Origin of the sequence: Fibrobacter sp. UWB11, assembly GCF_900143015.1 — a bacterium.
Lineage (GTDB): Bacteria > Fibrobacterota > Fibrobacteria > Fibrobacterales > Fibrobacteraceae > Fibrobacter.
The window spans coordinates 443110-466174 of sequence record NZ_FSRT01000003.1; the positions used below are offsets into that span (position 1 = coordinate 443110).

Sequence of the window (23065 nt, forward strand, 5' to 3'; positions counted from 1 at the left end):
ATTTTTATCGAGATGTTACAATCTGCAGAAGTTCAACCTCGAACACCAAAAGCGAGTTAGGCGGAATTGAAGGCGGAGCACCAGCCTCGCCATAGGCAAGCGAACTCGGAATCCAGGCCTTTACCTTTTCGCCGACCTTCATTTCCATAAGCAAATCCTGCCAACCTTCGATGACGGCAGAAACAGCAAATTCCAGCGGAGCGCCACGCTTGACGCTATTGTCAAACTCCGTTCCGTTAAGCAAAGTACCAACGTAATGAACCTTCACCTTGTCGGTTGCTCTAGGCTTATTGCCTGTTCCTTCCTTAAGGATTACATATTGCACGCCTTTTTTTGTGACCCAGACTCGCGGATCCTGGATATTTTTCGCAAGGAACGCCGCCTGATCGCTAAGCGCCTTCCGTGAAGCAGCAGCTTCGTCAATATCCTTCTGCATTTGCATCTGCGAAAGCAAATCCTGAAGTGCAGCTTCGGACTGCGAATCCGTCATGAGAACTTCACGGCTGGAATCAAGGACATCCCGCATGGCATCTACAAGAACTTCAAACTTTATAGGCACGTTGATATTCGAAAGTGCCCTACCGAAATCCACACCAAGCGCGTAGCTATAACGATCGACAGCATTATCCAAGAAAACTTTCTGTTCCTGGGTCTGTACAGGTTCCGGTACAGGGGTCAAATCGGGTACAACGGGAGCTGCATTGACTTCTGGGGCAGGAACAGTGCTCGGATTAACAGCAGTAGCAGGTTTGCTACCACCACAAGCAATAAGGCATCCCCCCACAAAAATTACGGGCACATAACGAAAAATTTTCATAAAAACGGATCCAATCCTAAATTTTGCCCTTTAAAAATACTTTTTTATGCGAAAAAAACACTAGGAAATGTGATTAAAACAGATATTTCAACATAATTGTAAAGAAAAACACACACTACCCCTTTAAAATTACTTACATTTTTGCTATATTCCTGTTCAAAGGAAATTTTACAATGAAAAACAGCTTTCAGTGTTATATTGATTCTGCAGCAGCTCAAAAAAAGCTGTTCGATGAATCTATTGACAGTGTCAAAGATTCATTGGTGGAAGTTGTAGCGGAATCTACCGCTCTCAGCGAAAAGAATCCGCAAATCCTCAAAAAGTCCGAGCCCGTCTACTCGACCGGTTGGCTTAAAGGTTCGCTCTCCTACCCCTGGGCAATTATCGTCGGAATTATCATTCCATCTTTCTTCGGAAACAAGTTTTAATTAAAATCAGCTAAGATTAATTTTTCATGTCACGCCCGCTACCAAGCGGGCTTTGCTTTTTTTAAAGAAAAATCCCTTTAGCGATAAGCCCAAATTTTTTAAATTTGGGAAAAACGGAGATTTTATGGCAGCACTCATTTTAGACGGCAAGGCTCTTGCCAAGACTACTGAAGAAGAACTCAGCGCCCGCGTGGCAAAGCTCAAGGAAAAGACCGGCAAGACCCCGATTCTTGCAACGATTCTCGTGGGCGACGATCCGGCTAGCGCCACTTACGTCAAGATGAAGGGCAACGCCTGCGCCCGCGTCGGCATGGAAAGCATCCGCGTGGTGATGGACAAGAACACCACAACGCAGGAACTCCTCAACAAGATTCAGGAACTCAACGAAAACCCGAACGTGCACGGCATCCTCTTGCAGCACCCGGTTCCGCGCCACATCGATGAACGCGCCGCATTCGAAGCTATCGATGCACGCAAGGACGTGGACGGCGTGACCTGCCTCGGCTTTGGCCGCATGTCCATGGGTGAAAAAGCTTACGGTTGCGCAACGCCGGCCGGCATCATGAGACTCCTCAAGGCTTACAACATTCCGCTTTCTGGCAAGCATGCCGTGGTCGTTGGCCGTAGCGCCATCCTCGGAAAGCCGATGGCTATGATGCTCCTCAACGCCAACTGCACCGTGACCATTTGCCACAGCAAGACCGAAAACCTTCCGGAATTCGTGAAGCAGGCAGACATCCTAGTCGGTGCCGTCGGCAAGCCGGAATTCATCAAGAAGTCCTGGATCAAGCCGGGTGCAGTCGTCGTGGACGCTGGTTACCATCCGGGTGGCGTCGGCGATATCGAAAAGGGTCTCGAAGAAGTTGCTTCCGCATACACTCCGGTTCCGGGCGGTGTAGGCCCGATGACCATCAACACCCTCATCTACCAGAGCGTGGAATCCGGAGAATCTCTCATTAAGTAACGGCAAAGTTATTCTGATCGAAGTGCCAAAGAATCAAATGTTCATACCGTGTCATCCTGAGCGAAGTGCCGCAAGGCACGAAGCCGATATACGATACTTGGCAACTTGTTGCCTTAGTAGAGTTAGGTTCGAAGGAGCAGGATCCAGTTATTTCTGGATGATCAGCGATTTAATGAAAGGCGCCCTCGTGGCGCTTTTCGCTTTATGCACTTTGTGGCCCGCACAAGCGATCGCCGCCTCCGAGCTGCAAAAGCAAATGGTGCGCGACATGAAAAAATGCGGTAGCACCACCGAAGAAGTCGCATGCGCAATCGAAGGCAAGGATGGCTGGCTCTTTTTGCAAGAAAGCCTGCTGAACGCCACCAAGCGCTGGAACGACAACACACCACAAATCATCGCGTTCAAGGACTCACTCGAAGCACGTGGAGTCAAGCTGATTATCGTCCCCGTTCCAGACAAGCTCTTAGCCGTCCCCGAGCAATATTCCGACAAGGCGAAAAAAGGAATCAAGCTCCCGCAATATGAAAAATGGGTCGAGAAACTCCGCAAGCATAACGTCACCGTCATCGACGCGCTCGACAAGATTAAAGAACTCCACAAAGAACAAAGCAATGAAACGCCCATGTTTGAGCCGTACGAAAGCCACTGCACAGGTCATGCAAGGTTCGTACTCGCAAAAATGGCCGCCGATTCCATCGCGCCTCTCCTCTACGGTATGAACCGTAAGCGCTACCCACTACGCGATACCATCGTCGATGGCACCGGGAATCTCTACGACTTGCTCCACGGCGAAGAAATTGAATACAAAATAAAAGAACAAAAAGTTCTAGGCACCGATGGCTACAAGTATCGCGGTTCCAAAAAAGCACCCATCGTCATCATCGGCGATAGCAATGTCGGGCAAGGAAAATCTTACGGAGCCCACATCGGTGCATACATCGCAGCAGCGACAAGCGTCGAAACGTTCACCATCAGCAAAGTCGGTGGAGGCAATATCGGACCGCAAATGTTCAAAGGCAAGTCTAGCTTTCTAGAAGGCAAAAAAGCCGTCGTCTGGGTATTCGACGGCCGCGAACTCTACGGGCATTTTAAAGCACCGGAATTCTAGCACGTTCCCCCAAGTTTCCTTTCTTCACAAATAAATTTTTATATTAGCATCTATAGAAATAAAGGGGTGAGAATTATGAAAAACACTTTATTCATCATTTTACTAACGATTACATATTCCTTTTCTTTAAAATGCACGGATTTAACATATAAAATCATTCCTGCATTACAACATTTAAACCATGAATACGTTCTCACTAAAAACACGATAACAACAGAACTAAAAAAAGACTCCATTGGATATTTAGAAGAAATATACAAATGGACGGGTTCATCAAAAAATCAAAAACTAGAATCACTCACAGAAACATACATTACACGCAATAATCTAGCAGACAGTATTATCTATTCAAATGAATATAAATACAACGATATATATTATACAGAAAACAATTCCACAGGACTCTTTACATATGGCGATTCTGGTCAAATCATTTTCGGGAAAGACACATCAATAATAACGGTTCATTTTATAGATATACAGAATGTTGCACAAGGTGATTTAAAAACAACCGGAATAATGACTAGTAAATTATATCTATTGAATGATACTTTGCATACAAAGAATTTATTTCATTACGATTCCCTACGTAAGCCGGACTCTACTTCTTACATAACCATCAACGATCCAAATGACGAACTTTCATGCATTAGTTACAAATACGACAAGGATTCTCTTAAATTTATTCTTGATCCTGAAAGTAATACATATTCCATCGTTCAGCATGCAGATACAATTATACAAACAACTTATTCAAATCAAATAATTAAAAACTTTTTTGTTTCTACTAGCGTTGTATTCCAAAATGAAAATACTTCTATCAGAATCAAGCAGCGAAAACAGAACTCTAAAGAGATAAAGAATAAATATTACGATTTAAAAGGACGTTTTTATACAAAACAGATTCCATATCGCGTTTTCTTCTAAATATTTTCTTCAAAACACTACTTCAGCTTTTCCAAGAATTTCTTCGCATCACACGATTCGACAAGGTCTTCGCCTAGCAATTTCTGCAAGCGTTGCAAGTCATGGCGATCGACGCTATCGAGCACAACCGCTTTTTTAAAACGGTCACGGTGGCGTAACAGGAATTCCAAATTGTTGATGTCCGTCTTCGGGAAACCGTAACCGATAAAGTAAATCTCTTCGGCATTTTTCAGATAGTAATCGGCCTTGGACCAAAGCAAGTTAAAAAGGCTCCCGCGCAAGAAAGATTCCTTGGCATGCGCCATTGGAATGAAGATGGGAGTGTCTTCGCAGTAGATGGGGAAACTGCGGTCTTGCGGTTCGACTTCGCAGACATTTTTCAAGTCGAGTTCGTCGCTTGCGCCCTTGACGGGGAACCAGTTGAGCGAGCCGTGCAATTTGATAAGGTCTATAGTGCGGTTGGATTTGCCGCGTTTCGCCGAGCGGTCAGCAGGGTCGATTTTCACGCCGTAGTCCACAGAAACTTGTTCGCGAAGTTCCTTATCCTTGGCAATCGCTGTTTCAATCAGCGTGTCGTAATTGAACGAAAGCAAAAGCGTTTCGCGAGAGCCCGAAGTCGAATCATTTTCGCACGACACTAAAAAATTTTTGAGAATCGCAGCAGCCGATTCATCAAGCGCATTGTCGCTACGGATAACACTTGCAATAAAGCGCAACAGTTCAAAGCGGAGCGATGCATGGTAAAGCCGTTCACGCTCGCCCGGGAAAATCTGCGCCGAAAGAATTGATGTCGCTAAAGGTTCAATACCCAAATACTCGTCATCGCCATTGCAGAGTGTCAAAAAGCGTTTGCAGTAATCGCGAAAATGCGGAAACTCGTCCGGGATTCCAAAAGGGATAAGTTCGTTCAAGTCGCGGAGCGTGGGCATCTGCGGCGAGAAAGACTTGCTGAATCCAGAACCAAGTACAAAAATACGGCGATAACAATTCGACTGCATCATACCGTTAATGTATAATTTTTAGACGAAAAAGCACTCTATTGCAAGAAAAAGAAAAACGGGCTGGATTTTTCCAGTCCGTTCTTTGCATTTATAGAATATTACCTAGTCCTTAACGCAGCGGATTGAGCAATAATTTTCTTTTGAAATCCATGTAGTTTTTGCGTCTGTATACGTATTCCCTAAATACAGACCATACAAAGCGTCTTTACTCCCTTGAGTAGATGAAACAAAATCTACATAGAGTCCTTCATAATCAAAACGAATTTCTTCACCTGTATCCGTCTTATATAGGACACCGTATCCAACAGGATAACCCGCAAATCCATAGCTGTCAAAACCATTACCATCACTATCATCACCATAATCGTCCCAGCCGGTCCGTGATTTCAACAAGCTTCCTACAGAACTACTAACGTCACTCAAAGCTTTAACCAAATCGTCCCATTCCCCCTTACTTGGCAAATGCCAACCATCAGGACAAATCCCCTTGATATTGCCATTTAAATCTTTCTCCAATTCACATGAATGACCCAAACCACATTCGTCTTCCGCTTTATTCACAGCAGCAGCCCAACTGTAAAGACGCCCCTTATCCTTGCAATCTTCGGGAGCTTCATTTTCAGTTTTACTTTTATAACAATAACTATTTTCCACCTTGTAGTTCAAATTTTCTGCCATCCATGTCTTGGAATAAGTAGTTCCCTTTGGCTCAATAGTAACGATATTATAAACGACGCCACCCTCTCGCTCATCGCAAAGTTGCATCTTGGGTTTATACGTATTTTTACCGCATTCTTCAAGATCATAGATTTCTTGACTATAACAATACTGCTTGGAAGGATCAAAGTACAGTTCACCGCAAGAGCCATAAATTAATTTATTATGGCATAATTCTTTTTTCGGGTTATAAACTTTGCCATTACACAATAAATAGAGTTCGTTATTGTAGCAAAAATGAGTTTCTGGGTCATAAGACTCTTTACCGCAAACAGCCATGGAAGATTGCCCATCCTTACCATTTTTAACTGTGACAGTTTTTCCATCGCACGTAATTTCAACACCACCCTCGATTTCCTTGGCAGTACATCCCTGGCCAGGTTCGCCCTTCAGCGAGGCAAGCCACTCGTCAATATCGGTAATAGTCTCATCCTTTTCCTGTGCAAGTTCAAAAGCAGACTTTCCGTCTGTTCCGTTCTTAAGTTCACCAATTGTCTTGTCGCCGCAATTTATCTGAATATTGCCGTTTTCAAGCACCGCGCCCGTGCAGCTTTCACCCTTCGGTCCAGTGATGCTTTCGCCATCTTTCCCGTTCGTAATCGTAACAGTCTCATCACCGCAAACAAGGTCGTAGCCGTTCTTTTTATCGTTCTCTTTCACGGTGCAACTTTTGCCATCATTACCATTTTTGCCATTGTCGCCTTTTTCACCGTTCAGCAATTTGCCAACAACCTTGTCGCCACATAACACATTGTATCCCGAACCATCTTTCAGAGGTTCGACAGTGCACGATGTTCCATCCTTGCCATTAGAACCATTGGTACCATTTTTTCCATCTTTGCCATCGGAACCATTGGCACCTTCTTTTCCATTCTTACCATCATTGCCGTTTATATCGTTCCACTTCTTGTCGGAACACAGATAAACCGCACTGGAATCTTTTACAAACACAAGTTCACCTTCGTTCTTGTCTTCGCATTTTGCGAGGTCTTCGTAAGCCACCACAGAAGACATGCCCGTATTCGTGATTTCAGTAATTTCATCACCGCAGGAGCACAAAAGAGCCATCGCTCCAACAACCGCAATGGCTTTTTTCTTAGTTACTTTATTCATGCTACAATTCCTTTATATTAATTAATCATACCACTTCATCTGCCGACATCAATAATTGCAAGAGACTAGGAGCAATGGTAGGATAATTATTTAAAATATAAGCATAATATAACAAAGCAAATCAAAAAAAAATAACTCCAACCTCCGGAGTAGAACCGTTATCGGAACGAACCTACCTCTCATAAAGATGATTCGGTCACTTTTTTGCATAAAGTAATTAAACACCTGCACACATTGCAAATGTTGTATTAATTTTACAAAATTTATCTAAAATATTTTAGAACTTCAACCAGCCCGTTTCCATTACGGTTACAGGAGTTACTTTAACATTACCCTTTTCAGGGACCTCAAAAGCAAGGCCCGTCAAGAAGTTCATCCAACATTTCGGTTGGAACTTGAAATTGCAGAAATGCGAGAGGCACGGCACAATCCAGGCATCGTGTGTCACGAAGATGTTGAAGCGTGTATCGGCTTTTGCAAACATCATTTCGCGCATCTGTTCCGCACGTTCATGGAGCGGATAGAACGCATCATGTTCGCCCGAGTCTAGCCATTCACAAATACCTTCGTAAAACCCTTCTCTCAAAGTTTGCTCATATGCAGGCACATCACGAACAAAGAAATCGCCAAGTTCATTAAGCGGCGTGACATTAACCGAGGCGCCCGAGCAAACTCCAAAACCCGCAAGCTTGCGACCCTCGCCAATGCACTTTGCTGTTTCTACACAACGTCCGACCGGGCTCGAAAAATACACAGCATCGCCAATTGCAGGAATCATTTTTCCAAGCATTACCGCCTGGCGGCGCCCGCTGTCCGTAAGCCCTACATGCGCACCAAAGTCCTTGTCGTCAGGCGTGATGTGGTTGCGTTCGGCATGGCGCAAGAGCAAATAAATTTTAGAATTCCAGTCAACCTGGGCAAAAAAGTCGGAAATTTGTACAAAGTCGTTAGTCATCGGTCATTAGCCACCAATTGCAGCAGAAATCGGAATCCACAATGCATGTCCAAGCACAAAACTCAAAATGCCAAGCAAGAATCCACAGACAATGTCCGAGAACCAATGAACGCCAAAGTACACGCGCAAAAGTCCCCACGTGAGCGGCAACAGCATCATGACCCAGCCATATTGCGGCACACAATAAAATACCGTACTAGCAACAGCCAAGTTGTTCATCGTATGGCCCGACGGGAAACTGTACTTGTCAAGCGGCGGGACTTCGGCCTTGATTTGCGAATTTGCAGCAAACGGGCGCGGACGCTTGGTGCTAAGCTTGACACCTTCGTAAATCAAAAGGCTCATCGCCAGCGACACAAGAGCCTGCCAAAGAATCGGCAAAAATCCATCGACCCCAATCATCCAAATCAAAAATGCGATGAACAAGGCCCAAATGTAGCCATCGCCCAAACGCACATAAAAACGGAGCCAGCCGTTCACTTTGCGCGAAAAATGGCGATTGGTCCAGTAAACCGAAACGCGGTTATCAAAATCTTTAATTTTATTAAGCATCAACGTGAATTTAGAATTTTCCCAATGCACCCTCCCTTGGAAATTCCTATTATTTAAACAAAACAGGTATTAGGTTTTACAGCCTACTAAACATTAACCACTAACCACTGACTACTAAAATGCGCGTACTCGTTCTTAACTGCGGCAGCTCTTCTGTGAAATTCGCTGTCATCGACACCCAGACCAAGGAATCCATCGCAAGCGGCCTCGTCGAAAATATCGGCGTCAACGGTCACACCAAGGCCAAGGGCCCCGAAGGCAAGATTGACTTCAACTTCGACTGCCCCACGCATGCCGAAGCCGTCGATCAGGTCAAGAAGTTCCTCGACGCCCAAAAACTCACTTCTACAATTGAAGCCATCGGCCACCGCGTCGTGCATGGCGGCAAGTACATCAAGAGCGAAAAGGTCTCTCAGGAAGTCATCGACTACATCCGCAGCATCACGCTCTTTGCCCCGCTCCACGAACCGGCACACGCAACGGGCATGGAATGCGCCACCAAGTTCTTCCCGGGTCTTCCGCAGGTCGCCGTGTTCGACACGGCATTCCACCAAACCATGCCGCAAAAGGCTTACCTCTACGGTATTCCGTACAAGTTCTACGAAAAGGACGGCATTCGCCGTTACGGCGCTCACGGCACAAGCCACCGCTTTGTAACTGCCGAAGCTTGCAAGGTTCTCGGCACCAAGCCCGAAGAAACCTGCCTTATCACGGCTCACCTCGGTAACGGTTCTAGCTGCTCCGCTATTTTGAATGGCCAGTGCGTCGACACTACGATGGGCTTTACACCGCTCGAAGGCCTTATCATGGGTACACGTTCCGGCAGCCTCGACCCAGCAATCCTCTTCTACATCGCTAAGAAGTACGGCGAAGAATACGGCACCATCGACAAGCTTGACCACCTCGTGAACAAGGAATCTGGCTTGTTGGGCCTCTCTGGTCTTTCTAACGACATGCGTACTCTCACGCAGGCAGCAAGCGAAGGCAACAAGCAGGCTCAAATCGCTCTCGATGTGTTCTGCTACCGCCTCACTCGCGAAATCGGCGGCATCGCCATGGCTCTCCCGCGCATCGACGCCATCGTGTTCACGGGCGGCATTGGCGAAAACAGCTTCTACGTCCGCAAGCAAGCTTTGGACAACCTAAAGCTCCTCGGCTACCAAGTCGATGAAGAACGCAACCTCAAGAGCGGCAAGGAATCCAACCACCTCATCACGAAGGATGGCACGCCGAAGGCAATCGTCGTTGCAACAAACGAAGAATTGCTCATCGCTCTCGACACCGAAGCATTGGTGAAGTAACACTTCGCGTCATCCTGACGCCTTATAGGCGGAAGACAACCTTAAAAGGCGAGCGTTGCAGCCATGCTTGCATGGATATAACCGAGCCTTAGAGGTTGGGGCTTGCCCCCACCCAGTCACTTTTTTATATAAAAGAAAGGCTCCGCAATGCGGAGCCTTTCTTTATAAAAAAGTCGCCCCCGGAACAAGTCCGGGGTGACATCTTAAACATCTACTGGATCCTTCGCGGTCCATGACCGCTCAAGATGACACATGCGGTGCCTTACTTAATCGTCCAGGTCTGATTGTTCACGCGGAGAATCTTGCGCCCCTGAACCTGAGCAGAAGCACTCTTCACATCAGCCGGGTTCACCGGGAGTTTGGCCTTCCAGACCACACGGCCCTTCATATCCATGATAGCCACGCTTCCACGCTTTGCCATCACAGCATTCTGCCAAGTGTTCTTCGGCTGAGCAAGCTGCGGCTTCATGCCTGCGCGCTTTTCATCAACGATAACATACAAAGGAATCGTAACGTTCATGCCACTCGGGTCAGAAACCTTAACGCCGATAGCGTACTTGTTACCTTCCTTGAATGCGAGATCCTTGACTGCAGTCACTGTCAGCTCAGAACCCTTCATAGAAATGGTCATGTACTTTGCCAAGGCGCTCGTTTCGTTCGGCGAGAAGGTAAGCTTGTCACCATCAACATCCTTGACAAGCGAATCAAGATTCCACTTGACGCTCCAGTTTGTGCCATGCACAAATGCTGTATCGCCATGCAAAAGCACAGGCTTGTCGTTCACCGGAGTAATATTCACGCAGAATTCAAAGCTCTTGGAACCAGACTTCTTATCGGTTGCAGTCACGACCACATAAGCCTTGCCTGTAGAATCCGGAGCAGAGTTGACTTCAAGAATACCCTTGTCCGTAATTTCGACCTTGAGCTTTCCATCCTTGCTCTTTGCGGAATATGTCAACGAATCGCCTTCCGGATCCTTGAACCAAGAAGCAACCACAGACTTCGTGTACTTCAAAGCTCTCGAAGACGGGAAATCTTCCGTGACAGTCGTATCGAGCGTTTCTGGCTTCACGACAACCGTCGGGAGCTGGTTGCGCTTTTCGACCACAATCGTTGCAACCCCAGCCTTAGACTTAGTGCCATTGATAACGGCGTAATAACCAAAGTAATCAACGCCTTCGAAGCCCTCAGCCGGCTTGTAAGTAAAGCTACCGTCCTTGTTAAGGGTAAGCGTACCATGAGCAGGCTTCTGAGCAAGTTCAGCTTCCATGCCCTTCGTTACACCTTCCGGATACATATCGTTAGCAAGAACACCCTTCTTAGCATCTACGGTAAGAGTGCTGTCGTTAAACGTGGTGTATTCGTCCTTCTCTGCCTGAGCGACATCCTTCGGGGAGACGAGCTTTACATAAAGAGTTACGCCCACGGAGTCCTTTCCATCAGATGCGTACAAGAAGATAGAAGCCATACCACTAGCCTTGGCCACCGGCTTCAAAGAAATGAAGTAATTGCTTGCATTCACGCTATCAACGGTTGCAACAATTTTCGTTCCGACAGCCTTGTAAGTGAACTTCTGCGTACCTTCAGTCACTTCGCGATCGCTAAAGACCAAAGCCTTGGTCGAAATCTTGATTTGAGACACGGTATCTTCATCGAATTCCATGTCAAGTGCCAAAGTATCCTTGAGGAACGTGCTATCAGCAACCGTGACCGTCGGTTTTGCATTAATTGCTTCCACATGGATAACCACAGTAGCCTTGTTACTAATCATATCGTGGTTTGCAGTTTCCACAAGAACGTAGGTCAACGTGTCATCGCCACGGAAAGAGCTATCCGGCGTATAGACGAACGAGCCAAGCTGAGAGAATTCAGTCAACTTACCATGCTTGGTCGAATCTATAGGCACAACAAGGAAGTCATCGCCATCCGCATCAAAGCCAATCACAGCAAGGCCGCGGACAATCGGAACGATCAAGGATTCACCTTCCGTAACCGTGTACGAAGTATCTGCGGCAACAGGCGGGGTGTTAGAATCCTCGATAGTCACAATATAGTTGACCTGGACCAAGTCCGATTTTCCATCCGTCGCAAAGACAGAAACAACAAAAGTCGTGTCCTTCTTAACACCAAAAGGAATAATCTTAACAGTATCCTTCAAGGTGGCCTTGTCGTACGGCGTCAAGACTTTCATCAAATCAGCAGAAAACTCTACAACAAAAGTGAGATTGTCATTATCTTCGTCAGCGAAAAGATCGCCAAGCGCAATTTTCATCGTATCCGCTTCTTTCATGCCAAAGACAGTTGCCTCGACATTGTACGGATCAAGCACAACCGTCGGGTGGTTCTCTGGAGGAGGATCATCCGGGCATTCCGGGTCATCCGGGCAAGTCGGGCCGACAGGACCTTCACCTTCATCGGTAATCGTAATATTAAACTGGGTCTTTACAGATTCCGTTCCGCTCAAAGCCAAAACGGTAAGCGTCAAAGAGGTATCCTTATCAAGGTTCCTCGAGACATAGACGAGATCGTCACTCAAAGTCGGAGCACCCTCGGGCTTGACCTTCGTCAAAATATTGGCAACGGTCAAAGAGGTCGCAATCGTTACTTCAGCCCCTTCCTTCGCTGCAAAAATCTTCGAAAGAGGAATTTTCAAGGAATCAGTTTCCTTCATGGTCACGGTCTGGACCTTGTCATACGGCTCGAGGAGTTTGAGGTCCGACTCTTCAACAACGGTCTCGCATTCACCAAGGGAAACGGCAGAAAAAGTAATAGTATTCTTGTTTCTTTCGGCATCGCTTTCTTCAAGATTCTTTGCAATGCCTTCCTTGTAGTTCACCTGGATAGCAGTCTGCTGGGTCAAATCCAGGGCAACTTCAGTACCCCAGCCACCTTCCTGGGCAAAACTCTGGAAATCAACGTACTTCGACACAAAATTTTCTTGTGCCGGAAGAATAATGCCATAGAAGTTATAGTCCGTCACGGAGGTCTGCTTCAGGTCTACACGGAACGGACGATCGGCCTTATACGTGATGCAAAGACCGGAATAAGCAGAGAGATCTATCGGAGCATCCTGGTTATTCGCAGATTTCCACACGAATCCGAAGCCACCAGTGCTATATTCACTAGAGTTCAGGTCCAATGCCACAGTAAACTGCTTATAACCCTCTTGGGTATCAACCAGCTTGCCCGTAGTTGAACCACCCTGAGCAAAGCTGAACCAGTTTTTTTCGGGCTGCACGTCATTGCCCGTCGGCTTATCAAAACTCCAAACCGTTGCGGCGTGACCCATCGTGACGCCAGCCAACGCCATCACCAAAGACAAAGATAGCGATTTCATTTCTAAAACTCCTCTAAATAAACACCAATACCCATTCAATGTAAATCTATATTATCCAATGAGAAATGTCACTAGGGGAGCGAAAAAAAATCACCCCAAATTGTCAAGTATCTCGAACCGCTCGTAAGCCTGTTCGAGCAAAGCCTCGTCATCGGCAATCTTTTTCTGGAGTTCCACAATGAGGGTCGCATTCGTATAGACCTCTGGTTTGGAAAGTTCCAGCTGGAAATCGGCGATTTCTTTTTCGAGTTTTTCGATTTTTTCGGGGAGGGCAGCGTATTCGCGCTCTTCGTTGTAGCTGCGCTTTTTCTTTTTGGCGGGTGCGGGGGCCGCAGAGGCGGCGCCGGCGCCAGCATTTGAGCGGGCTTGCTTTTCGGCCTCTTTTTCGGCGGCAATGCGGGCGGCGTTGGCGGCTTCCTTGTCGCGAATCTTCTTGTTCGCCTCGTAATCGGAATAGCCGCCGACCGCTTCGAAAACATGGCCGCCATCTTCGATGGCGAGGATGCCGGTAGCCACGGAATCGAGGAAGGCTCGGTCATGACTGACCGTCAGGACGGTGCCGTTATAGTCGGCCAAAAGTTCTGCCAAAAGGTCGAGCGTTTCCATGTCCAAGTCATTCGTCGGTTCGTCAAGCACCAAGACGTTGCTCGGGTGGCTAAAGAGGCATGCGAGCAAAAGGCGGTTGCGTTCACCGCCGCTTAGCGCACTGATTGGGCCGCGAGCGCGATCTGCCGAGAACAAAAAGTCTTGCAAATAACTTAACACATGGCGTTTGACACCGTTCAGCGTAATGTAAGCCTGACCGTCACCGATATTTTCGATGAGCGACTTGTCTTCGCGAAGGCGGGTACGCATCTGGTCGAAATAGGCAATATGGAGGTTACTGCCCAGGCGGACTTCACCCGATTCCGGTTGGAGTTCGCCAAGAATCAAGCGCAAGAGCGTTGTCTTGCCGGAGCCATTCGGCCCCACAATGCCAATGCGGTCGCCACGGCTGATTTCGGTCGAGAGGTCACTAATGAGCGGGCTCCCGTCATACGAATAGCTCACGTTCTTGAGGCGCGCAACGAGGCGCCCGGAACGGTCGGCTTCCGTAATCTGCATGTTCACATTGCCCGTACGGGAGCGGCGAGCCGCGCGTTCTTCGCGCATCTTGATGAGGGCGCGGACTCGCCCCTCGTTGCGCGTGCGACGTGCCTGAATACCCTTGCGGATCCAAACTTCTTCTTCGGCCAATTTCTTATCGAAAAGTGCATTCGCCTTTTCTTCTTCGGCAAGCGCCTGATCCCTAAACTGCACAAATTTGTCGTACGGGAAATCCCAGCTGCGCACACGCCCACGGTCCAGCTCAAAAATGCGGGTTGCCGTACGGCGCACAAATGCACGGTCATGGCTCACGAACATCACCGCGCAAGAAAGACGCGTCACAATCCCTTCCAGCCACTGGATGGCGGGAATGTCCAAATGGTTTGTCGGTTCATCAAGCAGCAACAAATCCGGATCTTCGGCCACGGCACGAGCGAAAAGCACACGGCGCTTCTGGCCACCGCTCAAGCTGTCATAAGGAGCATCCGCATCGATACCCGTCTTGCCGAGAATCGCCTCGGCAGTTGCATTATGGGCGCCATCGTCCAGAATCTTTTTCGAAATCACGGAACCGCCACTCACCACGGACACACGGCCCATCACAATGTCACGAACGGTCCCGTCGAGATGTGCCGGGATTTCCTGAATCATGCGGGAAACCTTGAGTCCCGTCTTCTTGACGATTTCACCGGAATTCGTCTCCATTTCGCCCGTCAGCACCTTCAAAAGTGTGCTCTTGCCCTCTCCATTACGGCCCACAAGGCAAATGCGGTCGCCCGCCTCGATATCGAACGAGACATTATCCAAAAGCGGCGGACCGCCAAAACGGAGCAAAATATTCTGAGCAGACAAAATGGGCATAAACAAACCCTTCTATAATTACTTTTTCCCGTAGAAAAATAGAAAAATCGTTTATTTATCTAAATTTGGGCGAAATGCGTTTCTTGACACAAAAGCTACTGGCACTTGCCGCCTTCGCGGCACCGGCATTCGCGGGGGAGATAGCAAAACCCTCCACTGACTCGACAGACAACTTCCAACGTTTTTCTGCCGTTCCGGTACTTGGCTACACCGAAGAAACGCAGTACCAATTCGGCGCCATGGCTATCATCTTCTTCAAGCCCGAATTTGAAGGGGGAAAAGCCTCCGAACTGGACCTGTCCTTTTACGGGACATCGCGCAAACAGGTTACCGGCTCCATATCACCCAAATTCTACCTCTTGAACGACCGTATTTTGGGCAATGTAGAACTTCACTACGAAGACTGGGTCGGCAACTACTTCGCACGCAAGAACAATCCCGATATAGACGACTACCGCAAGTTCGATCGCCAAACTTTTTACCTCAAGACGCACATCAATACAAACTTCGGTACAAAGCAATGGCACCCCGACTTTAAGTACGGACTGTTCTTCGAATTCAACAGCACCAACATAGACTTCAACAATTACCACTACCACGGTAGCATCGAAGAACCCGAAAACACAGACGGATGGCGCAACGGCATCGGTTACCACCTGTCCATCGACACGCGCGACAACACCAACTGGGCCCGACATGGCTACCTAGTCCAGTGGGGGCACTACTTTTATAACAAAGGTTTAGGCGACTACAGCTACACCCATCAGGAACTCGACATCCGCGGCTACTCCGAATTTATCTGGAACACATCCATGGCCGTTGGCTTCCTCTGGCAGCGCGTCGACGGGAACGCCCCGTTCGACAAACTAGCAGGCTCAGACGGTCTCAAGCGATTCCGAGGAGTCGAAAAGAACTACTTCTACGGGGAGCAGGCGATGTTCTTGCAGGTCGAATTCCGCAAGAAGCTTTTCTGGAGACTCGCCGGAGATATCTTCTTTGAAGGCGGAAAAACAGGCGATTACTTTAGCGACCTTATGCGCAACAAGTGGCACAGGAGCCTAGGCTTCGGGGGGCGGTTCGCCCTCAACAAGAAGGAAAACCTGTACGCCCGCTGCGAACTTTCATGGGTTGACTTCAAGAACGTCGGCATGACAATGTACGTCCGCGACGCGTTCTAGAGTTTAGGAAATAGGGGACAAACAAAAAGCGGATGCAAACCCGAAAGCCTGCATCCGCCATTTTGAGATAGAATAAACAACGTTTTAAGGACTAATCCTTAACGCTATTCCAGTCCAGGACGCCCTTCTTCAAGAGGTAGATGTAACCTGCTTCGAGAATCAGGAGGAATCCGAGGAGGATGAACAGCAATTCCCAGCCACCAGCGAGGAACTGGATGGTCCAAGGATAAATAAAGGCCACTTCGAGGTCAAATACCAAGAAAAGCATGGCAACCATGTAATATTTCACCGGATAACGTTCATTTGCGGTACCGGAAACATGAGCCAAACCGCATTCATAAGCAGAACCCTTGATAATGGTATGCTTAACCTTGCCCGGGTGAAGCACCCAGTTGGCAACAAGAAGAACGGTCGGGATGCAGAGAGCCATGATCACGAGAATCGTCATGGCGAAGGTTGTGTCGAATATTTCAACATTGCTCATAGTGATTCCAAAGATAGTAAAAAAGTTTTTGCCATTTCAATTCATTTTTGTAAACTATATTTGGTAATCATGAAGAAAAAAATTGCTGCCATTGGTTTTGTAGGGGTTGTTTCTTTATTGTTTGGTTGTTCTGATGACGCACCGAGCCCGGCTGCGCCACCTATAGCTTATAATGAATCTTCGTCATCCGTTGTTACGGGAGCATCCTCCAGCTCCTTCCAACAGCAGACGCCAACGTCTTCTGCTGTAAACAATGGTGGAAAAACCATCTATGAGCACAAGATTATAGACGTTCCGGCGGAAAACGTCGATTATCCGAACATCGTCGAAGAAAAGATGTTCTGCTGGACACCTGGTTGCGAAGCAACCGTGGTGCCGCCGTCATCTTCGTCTAAGGCCGCTCCGAAGTCGTCTTCGCAAAACGCGATCACCATCGATACGCCCGAAAACAAGCCGCCTGTCGTTAACGGCATGACAATGACCGACGCCCGCGACAACAAGACGTACCAGCTTATGCAGATTGGCGGAAAGCTCTGGATGGCACAAGACATCAACTATGCCGGTGTCACGAGCGAATGTTTCAACGAACAAGAATCTAATTGCACTTCTAACGGCCGACTCTACACCTTCAACTCGGCACAAAAGGCATGCCCGACAGGTTGGAGACTCCCGAACCGCGAAGAAGCTCAAGCTGCGCTTGACGATGCAACCGTCCCATGGAGCTACAGCGGCCGCTGCAAGGATGGCGACTGCAATTTTATGGGCCAGATGGGCTTCCACTGGACATCTGCAACACCGCAGGACGGCGACAAGAATTTCGAAGATAACAAGGGTGATTCCTACACTGTTATCATTGTAGAAAAAGACCCCGATTACGCAGGCGAAAAAGAACGCCTGTTCTTCCAGGTAGACTCGAAAACAAAGCGCTTTAGCGTCCGCTGCGTCCAAGAGTAATCTTAAAAGTTTCCTCCTTACACAAAGGACCTTGCTTGCTTATGCAGGCGAGGTCCTTTTCCATTTTAAGCGATAACGCGACTTTCAACTTTACTAAATTCTGTCTTATGCTACGTTCAAAGTACCAAATGTTCGCAGACTCCCTGTCCGAGAACGTTTTCAAGACGAAGACCCAGGCCAACCCCATCATGTTGGTGGTCCTCGCCTACCTTCTGCTCATTGTCATTGGCACGGCGCTACTCAGCCTTCCGCAAGCGGCAAGCCGCCCGATCAGTTTAATCGAAGCCTTTTTTACGGCCATGTCTGCCGTCTGCGTCACAGGACTTTCTGTTGTCGATATTCCTTCCACGTTTACGCACACCGGACTTTGGATCATAGTCGTATTGATGCAGTTCGGCGGTCTCGGCATCATGACCGCATCTACAACGCTTATCCTGCTTGCCGGCATGCATCCGGGATTTAGCCACCAGTCCGTATTCCTCTCCGAATTTACGCAAGAAGGTAACATCGATGCAGGCCGCATCCTCAGGGCAATTATCCCCTTTACGTTTGGGCTAGAACTGATTGGCGGCACAGTCTACTTCACGCAGTTCGAATCCATGGAAATGTACGACCGCGTCTTCTGCTCGATTTTCCAAGCCGTCAGTTCGTTCTGCGGTGTGGGCTTCACGCTATTCCCCGACTCGCTCGTGAGCTTCCAATACAATCCCATCATGAACATCACCACCTGCATCCTCGTACTCGCAGGCGGATTCGGATTTTTGGCCATTGCAGAACTGCGCTACCTTTTCGACTTCAAGCACAAGGAAGTCCGCCGCCTCTCGTTACACACGCGCATTGCCACTTACGGAACATTCATCGTCATTGGCGTAAGTATCCTCGTCTTTGCATTTACCGAACACAACAACCTCTTTAGCGGCCACACCTTTAGCGAAAACGCGCAGTCCGTCCTTTTCATGACATTCTCAAGCCGCACGGCTGGGCTCAATTCCGTCAATATTCCCGACCTCACGCAAGCATCGCTATTCTTCTTTATCATCATCATGTTCATCGGCGCAAACCCCGGTAGCTGCGGTGGCGGCATCAAGATTACTACGGCAGCGGTCATCGGGCTCCTCGGATTCAATAGGCTCCTTGGCAGGGAAAAGACTCAAGTAATGGGTCGTACCATTCCGAACAGCACCATCGACAAGGCCATTCGAATTTTCGTCGTCGCCATCGTCGTGATCGGAACAGCCACGCTCATTCTCCTCAACACCGAAATTCCATCAGGTTCAAGATACGCCGCCGACAGCGGGCCATTCCTCAAGATTCTTTTTGAAGTCGTGAGCGCCTATGCCACATGCGGACTTTCGATGGGACTTACCGAAGAACTCTCCACGGTCGGAAAAATCGTCATTTGCATTGTCATGTTCATTGGCCGTATGGGTCCCTTGTTCCTCATTTCCGCAGTTGCAGGCAAGCTCCAGGACACCGCCTATTACGCCGAAGAAGATATAATGGTCGGCTAGTTTATAGTACCAACCACAAACCACTATACTATATTTAAACCATGGCTTCTAGACAATTCGTTATTATCGGTCTTGGAAATTCAGCAAACTACCTTGCACGTCATTTGACCTCGCTCGGTCATGACATCATGGTCATTGACTCGCATCCTGAAAAAATCCAGGACATATCAAGCATGGTCTCGCAAGCCGTAGTTGCTGACGGCACCCGCAAAAAGCAGCTCGCCTCCATCCCGTCCTTGACAAAGGCCGATAGCGTTATTGTCTGCATCGGCGACAATCTGGAAGCTTCGCTCCTCACTATCCTCAACTTGAAGGAACTCGGAGTCAAGCACATCATCGCAAAGTCAAGCAGTGCCGCCCACACGAGCATCTTGGAAAAGCTCGGCGTCACGGACATTTTCCATCCGGAACGCGATGCAGCCATCAGCCTTGCCGAACGATTGAACCGCCCGAACATGGTCGACTTCCTCCCGTTCATGGAAGGCTACTCCATCGTGGAACTTGTCTGTCCCAAGCAATTTATCGGAAAAACATTGAAGACGCTGTCTCTTACGCACAAATACGGAGTACAAGTCATTGCTATCCGTGACCCGCAAGAGCCCACGCCTAAAATCGGTAACATTGCAGACGTCATCTTGCAAGAAGACGACGTATTGTTCCTCATCGGACCGAACGAAGCGCTCGATAAACTTAAAGATTAGTCCGCGACTTTACACGCGCACTTGTCGCAAAGCCCGAACATATAAAGTGAAGTTCCCATCAAGGTAAATCCCGCGGGAATCATTTGTGAGCAATCCGGCGGCGGAAGCATCACGTCAAATACTTTGCCGCACCCTTTGCACTTGAAATGGCTATGCGGCGTGCAATCCGCATCGTAACGCAAAAAGCCATCGCCAAAGTCCAGCGAAATCGCCAAATCGTTTGTTATCAACAGCTCAAGTGTATTGTAGACCGTCGTACGAGAAAGCGACGGGTATTCCGGCAACAGTGCCGAATAAATTTCATCGACAGTCGGGTGAGACTTGACACCCCGCAAATAGCGATAGACACAGACTCTCTGCAACGAAGGCCTGATGCCATGATCTTTGAGTATGTTTGCCGTTTCTTGCATAATCACACCCTCTTAAAAACTCCCATTAAACACCTTTAAAAAAGCGGCTCTCTTTCGAGAACCGCCCTTACACCTCAAAACTACTTGAAGTAACGACCCAGCAAGCCCTGGAATGCAGAACCATGGCGTGCTTCGTCCTTGCACATTTCATGAACAGTGTCGTGGATTGCATCGTAACCGAGTTCCTTGGCACGCTTAGCAAGAGCGAGCTTGCCTTCGGTAGCGCCAGCTTCGGCAGCAACACGGAGTTCCAAGTTCTTCTTGGTATCGGCGTAAACGACTTCGCCCAAGAGTTCAGCAAACTTGGCAGCATGTTCGGCTTCTTCGAAAGCGATACGCTTATAAGCTTCGGCAACTTCCGGGAATCCTTCGCGGTCCGCCTGGCGGCTCATGGCAAGGTACATACCCACTTCGGTACATTCACCCGCAAAGTTCTCACGGAGCCCCTGCACCACTTCGGCATCCAAGCCCTGAGCGACACCGACCTTGTGCTCGTCAGCCCAGACAATCTTGCCGGCTGCCGGCTGTTCGACCTTTTCGAAGAACTTGCTCTTCGGAGCGTGGCACTGCGGGCATTCTTCCGGTGCTTCCGGACCCATGTGGACATAACCGCAAACTTTGCAAACCCAGACCTTCATATTTTCTCCTTTCCGCTACGCGGATTTGATGTAGAAATTCATGATTATTTTGTGATTAAATTTGTAATCATTACAAATATATAATTATTTCAAACATTGTCAAGTCAAAATAACCACTTTTTATAAATATTCATTAATTTTTTTGAAAATTACCGCAAAAACTTTTTTTTCGCAAAAAAGTACGGCAAAGGCATAAAAAAAACAGCCCGTTGAAGGCTGTTTAAAAATCAATTTGTTTTATGGATTAGAACACCGGAGCTTCAGCAGGCTTTTCGCGGCGCTTGGTCTCGGCTTCAGTTGCAAGCTGACGGTGTGTTACAGAACCCACTGCATAATAGCGGTTACCCTTCTGGATTACAGCAGTGTAGGCATCCAAAATCTTCACCGAGAACCATTCCTGATAAAGATTATGCACGTTTTCTTTAAGGGTAGAAACTTCGCTGATAGCCGGAGAACCCGATGGCTTGCCATACTTGAGCGTGAACTGATCGGACATGTAGGCAACCGCTTCGAAGGTCTTGCTCAAACGAGCACGTTCAACGCGGCCTGTACGGATTTCAAAGGCATAGAACTTGTCGTTCTTATTGAAAATGAAATCGACCTGAACTGGCAGTTCACCGAACATATAAACAGGAATGACCACTCGCTCACCAATACCGGTCTGACCGTAAGGTTCGTAACCTTTTTTCATCATTTCTTCAATGACGGTCTCACGAGTGGAGCCAAAAGGAATGCCGGCAAAATTATTCTGAGACTGTGCCTGCACGTGTAGCGAAAGCACAAGAATCAAAAAAGTAACGACAATGCCAAATTTGGACACAATAGACTCCTCTAGATATTGTAAAAGATAGTAAACTTTTTCCAAGTAAGCAAAAATTTTTCATAAAAAAAAGATTTTTTGGTCCAGTATCTATATTTGGTCACATGTCAAGCACATTTGGAAAGATATTTTCTGTCACAACATGGGGTGAATCCCATGGTCCCGCCGTTGGAGCCGTCCTCGATGGATGCCCCGCCGGCCTCCCGATCACCGAAGAAATGATTCAGGCCGAACTGAACCGCAGGCGCCCGGGTCAGGGCAAGGTCACGACCGCCCGTAACGAAAAGGACCAGGTAAAGATTCTTTCCGGTGTTTTTGAAGGAAAAACGACAGGAACCCCCATTTCTTTCGTCGTTTTCAACGAAGACCAGCACAGTAACGACTATGCCGACATTGCCAAGTGGTACAGACCGGGGCATGCCGACCTCTGCTATGACCTTAAATACGGATTCCGCGATTACCGCGGCGGCGGCAGAAGTTCTGCCCGCGAGACCATCGGTCGCGTAGCCGCAGGCGCCGTCGCGAAAGCATTTTTGAAGACGGTCGCAGGTACAGAATTTCTCTCGTGGGTCGCTTCTGTCGGCAATGTCGATTGCGCCATGCCGAATCTGGAAACCCTTACGCTTGACCAAATTGAAGCATCCCCCGTCCGCTGCCCGGACGAAACAGCCAGCAAAAAGATGGAAGAAGCCATCCTTGAGGCGAAGTCCAACGGCGACAGCATCGGCGGAACAGTCTCGCTTTTCGTAAAAAACGTCCCGGTAGCCCTCGGCGAACCGGTATTCGACAGGCTCGACGCACTTCTGGCCCAAGCGATGCTCTCTATCCCGGCATGCAAGGGATTCGAAATCGGTAGCGGCTTTGCAGCAGCCCGCATGCACGGCAGTGAACACAACGACGAGATTTATGTTGACGGCAACACCTACCGCACGCGTACAAACAACGCGGGCGGTAGCCTTGGTGGCATTTCGAATGGCGAACCCATCTATTGCCGCATGGCGTTCAAGCCGACAGCCACCATTTCGCAATTGCAAAAGACCGCCGGCCGAGGTCTCGAAAACGGAGAACTTGCCGCCAAGGGAAGGCACGATCCTTGTGTTGCCGTCCGCGCTCCGGTGATTGTGGAAAGCATGGCAGCTCTCGTGCTTGCAGATCTTTACTTGCAGCAGAAACGCAATTGCCTTTAATTAAGCGACAGCTCT

The 23065-nt window shown here is 48.2% G+C and carries 21 protein-coding genes; 10 read left to right on the top strand and 11 right to left on the bottom strand.

Annotated features, from left to right (window positions below):
• Positions 1-4 precede the first annotated feature (4 nt).
• A complete protein-coding gene (locus tag BUQ91_RS13950) occupies positions 5-817 on the bottom strand; it encodes an FKBP-type peptidyl-prolyl cis-trans isomerase (RefSeq protein WP_083601289.1) in 813 nt (270 codons plus the stop codon).
• A gap of 173 nt (positions 818-990) precedes the next feature.
• On the opposite strand from BUQ91_RS13950, the gene BUQ91_RS13955 reads away from it, so the two are divergent.
• The 4 genes from BUQ91_RS13955 (at position 991) to BUQ91_RS13970 (ending at position 4244) form a co-directional block, all read left to right on the top strand.
• Entirely contained in the window at positions 991-1245 is a 255-nt protein-coding gene (locus BUQ91_RS13955) for a hypothetical protein (RefSeq protein WP_074209704.1), read from the top strand.
• Positions 1246-1369: 124 nt separating this feature from the next.
• A complete protein-coding gene (folD, locus tag BUQ91_RS13960; RefSeq protein WP_074209705.1) occupies positions 1370-2209 on the top strand; it encodes a bifunctional methylenetetrahydrofolate dehydrogenase/methenyltetrahydrofolate cyclohydrolase FolD in 840 nt (279 codons plus the stop codon).
• Positions 2210-2477: 268 nt separating this feature from the next.
• Entirely contained in the window at positions 2478-3317 is an 840-nt protein-coding gene (locus BUQ91_RS13965) for an alginate O-acetyltransferase AlgX-related protein (protein ID WP_254842377.1), read from the top strand.
• A 75-nt stretch (positions 3318-3392) separates the two neighbouring features.
• Positions 3393-4244 (top strand): hypothetical protein, encoded by an 852-nt coding sequence (locus BUQ91_RS13970; protein WP_074209707.1) that lies wholly within the window; start codon positions 3393-3395, stop codon positions 4242-4244.
• Positions 4245-4261: 17 nt separating this feature from the next.
• Here BUQ91_RS13970 and BUQ91_RS13975 read toward each other — a convergent pair whose 3' ends face one another.
• From BUQ91_RS13975 to BUQ91_RS13990, 4 genes are all read right to left on the bottom strand, one after another.
• Complete coding sequence (locus tag BUQ91_RS13975; protein ID WP_074209708.1) at positions 4262-5245, bottom strand: SIR2 family protein; 984 nt, start codon at positions 5243-5245, stop codon at positions 4262-4264.
• Positions 5246-5347: 102 nt separating this feature from the next.
• Positions 5348-7075, bottom strand: a complete 1728-nt coding sequence (locus tag BUQ91_RS13980; protein ID WP_074209709.1) for an FISUMP domain-containing protein — start codon at positions 7073-7075, stop codon at positions 5348-5350.
• Between the two features lie 277 nt (positions 7076-7352).
• Positions 7353-8030 carry a histidine phosphatase family protein gene (locus tag BUQ91_RS13985; RefSeq protein WP_074209710.1) on the bottom strand — a complete coding sequence of 226 codons (678 nt, stop codon included), beginning with the start codon at positions 8028-8030 and terminating at the stop codon, positions 7353-7355.
• Positions 8031-8036: 6 nt separating this feature from the next.
• Entirely contained in the window at positions 8037-8582 is a 546-nt protein-coding gene (locus BUQ91_RS13990; protein WP_074209743.1) for a phosphatase PAP2 family protein, read from the bottom strand.
• A 119-nt stretch (positions 8583-8701) separates the two neighbouring features.
• Between BUQ91_RS13990 and BUQ91_RS13995 the strand changes: the two genes are divergently transcribed.
• Positions 8702-9883 carry an acetate/propionate family kinase gene (locus BUQ91_RS13995; RefSeq protein ID WP_072830982.1) on the top strand — a complete coding sequence of 394 codons (1182 nt, stop codon included), beginning with the start codon at positions 8702-8704 and terminating at the stop codon, positions 9881-9883.
• A 262-nt stretch (positions 9884-10145) separates the two neighbouring features.
• Here BUQ91_RS13995 and BUQ91_RS14000 read toward each other — a convergent pair whose 3' ends face one another.
• Both BUQ91_RS14000 and BUQ91_RS14005 read right to left on the bottom strand, forming a co-directional pair.
• Positions 10146-13220, bottom strand: a complete 3075-nt coding sequence (locus BUQ91_RS14000; RefSeq protein WP_074209711.1) for an Ig-like domain-containing protein — start codon at positions 13218-13220, stop codon at positions 10146-10148.
• 90 nt (positions 13221-13310) lie between these two features.
• Complete coding sequence (locus tag BUQ91_RS14005) at positions 13311-15167, bottom strand: ATP-binding cassette domain-containing protein (RefSeq protein WP_074209712.1); 1857 nt, start codon at positions 15165-15167, stop codon at positions 13311-13313.
• A gap of 74 nt (positions 15168-15241) precedes the next feature.
• On the opposite strand from BUQ91_RS14005, the gene BUQ91_RS14010 reads away from it, so the two are divergent.
• Entirely contained in the window at positions 15242-16345 is a 1104-nt protein-coding gene (locus BUQ91_RS14010) for a BamA/TamA family outer membrane protein (RefSeq protein WP_074209713.1), read from the top strand.
• A 91-nt stretch (positions 16346-16436) separates the two neighbouring features.
• On the opposite strand, the gene BUQ91_RS14015 is transcribed toward BUQ91_RS14010, so the two are convergent.
• Positions 16437-16829 carry an NADH-quinone oxidoreductase subunit A gene (locus BUQ91_RS14015; RefSeq protein WP_072830988.1) on the bottom strand — a complete coding sequence of 131 codons (393 nt, stop codon included), beginning with the start codon at positions 16827-16829 and terminating at the stop codon, positions 16437-16439.
• 69 nt (positions 16830-16898) lie between these two features.
• On the opposite strand from BUQ91_RS14015, the gene BUQ91_RS14020 reads away from it, so the two are divergent.
• From BUQ91_RS14020 to BUQ91_RS14030, 3 genes are all read left to right on the top strand, one after another.
• Positions 16899-17783: an FISUMP domain-containing protein gene (locus BUQ91_RS14020; protein WP_074209714.1), complete on the top strand. Its 885-nt coding sequence runs from the start codon at positions 16899-16901 to the stop codon at positions 17781-17783.
• 107 nt (positions 17784-17890) lie between these two features.
• Complete coding sequence (locus BUQ91_RS14025; RefSeq protein WP_074209715.1) at positions 17891-19294, top strand: TrkH family potassium uptake protein; 1404 nt, start codon at positions 17891-17893, stop codon at positions 19292-19294.
• 41 nt (positions 19295-19335) lie between these two features.
• Positions 19336-19995 (top strand): potassium channel family protein, encoded by a 660-nt coding sequence (locus BUQ91_RS14030; RefSeq protein ID WP_072830994.1) that lies wholly within the window; start codon positions 19336-19338, stop codon positions 19993-19995.
• On the opposite strand, the gene BUQ91_RS14035 is transcribed toward BUQ91_RS14030, so the two are convergent.
• From BUQ91_RS14035 to BUQ91_RS14045, 3 genes are all read right to left on the bottom strand, one after another.
• The gene (locus tag BUQ91_RS14035; RefSeq protein WP_074209716.1) at positions 19992-20405 is read right to left on the bottom strand and encodes a Fur family transcriptional regulator; all 414 of its coding nucleotides are present in this window, start codon (positions 20403-20405) and stop codon (positions 19992-19994) included. The genes BUQ91_RS14030 and BUQ91_RS14035 overlap by 4 nt on opposite strands.
• An 80-nt stretch (positions 20406-20485) precedes the next feature.
• Positions 20486-21043 carry an NADH peroxidase gene (locus BUQ91_RS14040; RefSeq protein ID WP_072830998.1) on the bottom strand — a complete coding sequence of 186 codons (558 nt, stop codon included), beginning with the start codon at positions 21041-21043 and terminating at the stop codon, positions 20486-20488.
• A gap of 244 nt (positions 21044-21287) precedes the next feature.
• Entirely contained in the window at positions 21288-21863 is a 576-nt protein-coding gene (locus BUQ91_RS14045; protein ID WP_072831000.1) for a hypothetical protein, read from the bottom strand.
• A 104-nt stretch (positions 21864-21967) separates the two neighbouring features.
• Here BUQ91_RS14045 and aroC point away from each other — a divergent pair, with 104 nt between their 5' ends.
• Positions 21968-23050 (top strand): chorismate synthase, encoded by a 1083-nt coding sequence (gene aroC / locus BUQ91_RS14050; RefSeq protein WP_072831002.1) that lies wholly within the window; start codon positions 21968-21970, stop codon positions 23048-23050.
• Positions 23051-23065 lie beyond the last annotated feature (15 nt).

Excerpts from the sequence above, each read along its gene's own strand:
- BUQ91_RS13950 (WP_083601289.1), bottom strand. The coding sequence starts at position 817 with ATGAAAATTTTTCGTTATGTGCCCGTAATTTTTGTGGGGGGATGCCTT.
- BUQ91_RS13955 (WP_074209704.1), top strand. The coding sequence starts at position 991 with ATGAAAAACAGCTTTCAGTGTTATATTGATTCTGCAGCAGCTCAAAAA.
- folD (WP_074209705.1), top strand. The coding sequence starts at position 1,370 with ATGGCAGCACTCATTTTAGACGGCAAGGCTCTTGCCAAGACTACTGAA.
- BUQ91_RS13965 (WP_254842377.1), top strand. The coding sequence starts at position 2,478 with ATGAAAAAATGCGGTAGCACCACCGAAGAAGTCGCATGCGCAATCGAA.
- BUQ91_RS13970 (WP_074209707.1), top strand. The coding sequence starts at position 3,393 with ATGAAAAACACTTTATTCATCATTTTACTAACGATTACATATTCCTTT.
- BUQ91_RS13975 (WP_074209708.1), bottom strand. The coding sequence starts at position 5,245 with ATGATGCAGTCGAATTGTTATCGCCGTATTTTTGTACTTGGTTCTGGA.
- BUQ91_RS13980 (WP_074209709.1), bottom strand. The coding sequence starts at position 7,075 with ATGAATAAAGTAACTAAGAAAAAAGCCATTGCGGTTGTTGGAGCGATG.
- BUQ91_RS13985 (WP_074209710.1), bottom strand. The coding sequence starts at position 8,030 with ATGACTAACGACTTTGTACAAATTTCCGACTTTTTTGCCCAGGTTGAC.
- BUQ91_RS13990 (WP_074209743.1), bottom strand. The coding sequence starts at position 8,582 with ATGCTTAATAAAATTAAAGATTTTGATAACCGCGTTTCGGTTTACTGG.
- BUQ91_RS13995 (WP_072830982.1), top strand. The coding sequence starts at position 8,702 with ATGCGCGTACTCGTTCTTAACTGCGGCAGCTCTTCTGTGAAATTCGCT.
- BUQ91_RS14000 (WP_074209711.1), bottom strand. The coding sequence starts at position 13,220 with ATGAAATCGCTATCTTTGTCTTTGGTGATGGCGTTGGCTGGCGTCACG.
- BUQ91_RS14005 (WP_074209712.1), bottom strand. The coding sequence starts at position 15,167 with ATGCCCATTTTGTCTGCTCAGAATATTTTGCTCCGTTTTGGCGGTCCG.
- BUQ91_RS14010 (WP_074209713.1), top strand. The coding sequence starts at position 15,242 with ATGCGTTTCTTGACACAAAAGCTACTGGCACTTGCCGCCTTCGCGGCA.
- BUQ91_RS14015 (WP_072830988.1), bottom strand. The coding sequence starts at position 16,829 with ATGAGCAATGTTGAAATATTCGACACAACCTTCGCCATGACGATTCTC.
- BUQ91_RS14020 (WP_074209714.1), top strand. The coding sequence starts at position 16,899 with ATGAAGAAAAAAATTGCTGCCATTGGTTTTGTAGGGGTTGTTTCTTTA.
- BUQ91_RS14025 (WP_074209715.1), top strand. The coding sequence starts at position 17,891 with ATGCTACGTTCAAAGTACCAAATGTTCGCAGACTCCCTGTCCGAGAAC.
- BUQ91_RS14030 (WP_072830994.1), top strand. The coding sequence starts at position 19,336 with ATGGCTTCTAGACAATTCGTTATTATCGGTCTTGGAAATTCAGCAAAC.
- BUQ91_RS14035 (WP_074209716.1), bottom strand. The coding sequence starts at position 20,405 with ATGCAAGAAACGGCAAACATACTCAAAGATCATGGCATCAGGCCTTCG.
- BUQ91_RS14040 (WP_072830998.1), bottom strand. The coding sequence starts at position 21,043 with ATGAAGGTCTGGGTTTGCAAAGTTTGCGGTTATGTCCACATGGGTCCG.
- aroC (WP_072831002.1), top strand. The coding sequence starts at position 21,968 with ATGTCAAGCACATTTGGAAAGATATTTTCTGTCACAACATGGGGTGAA.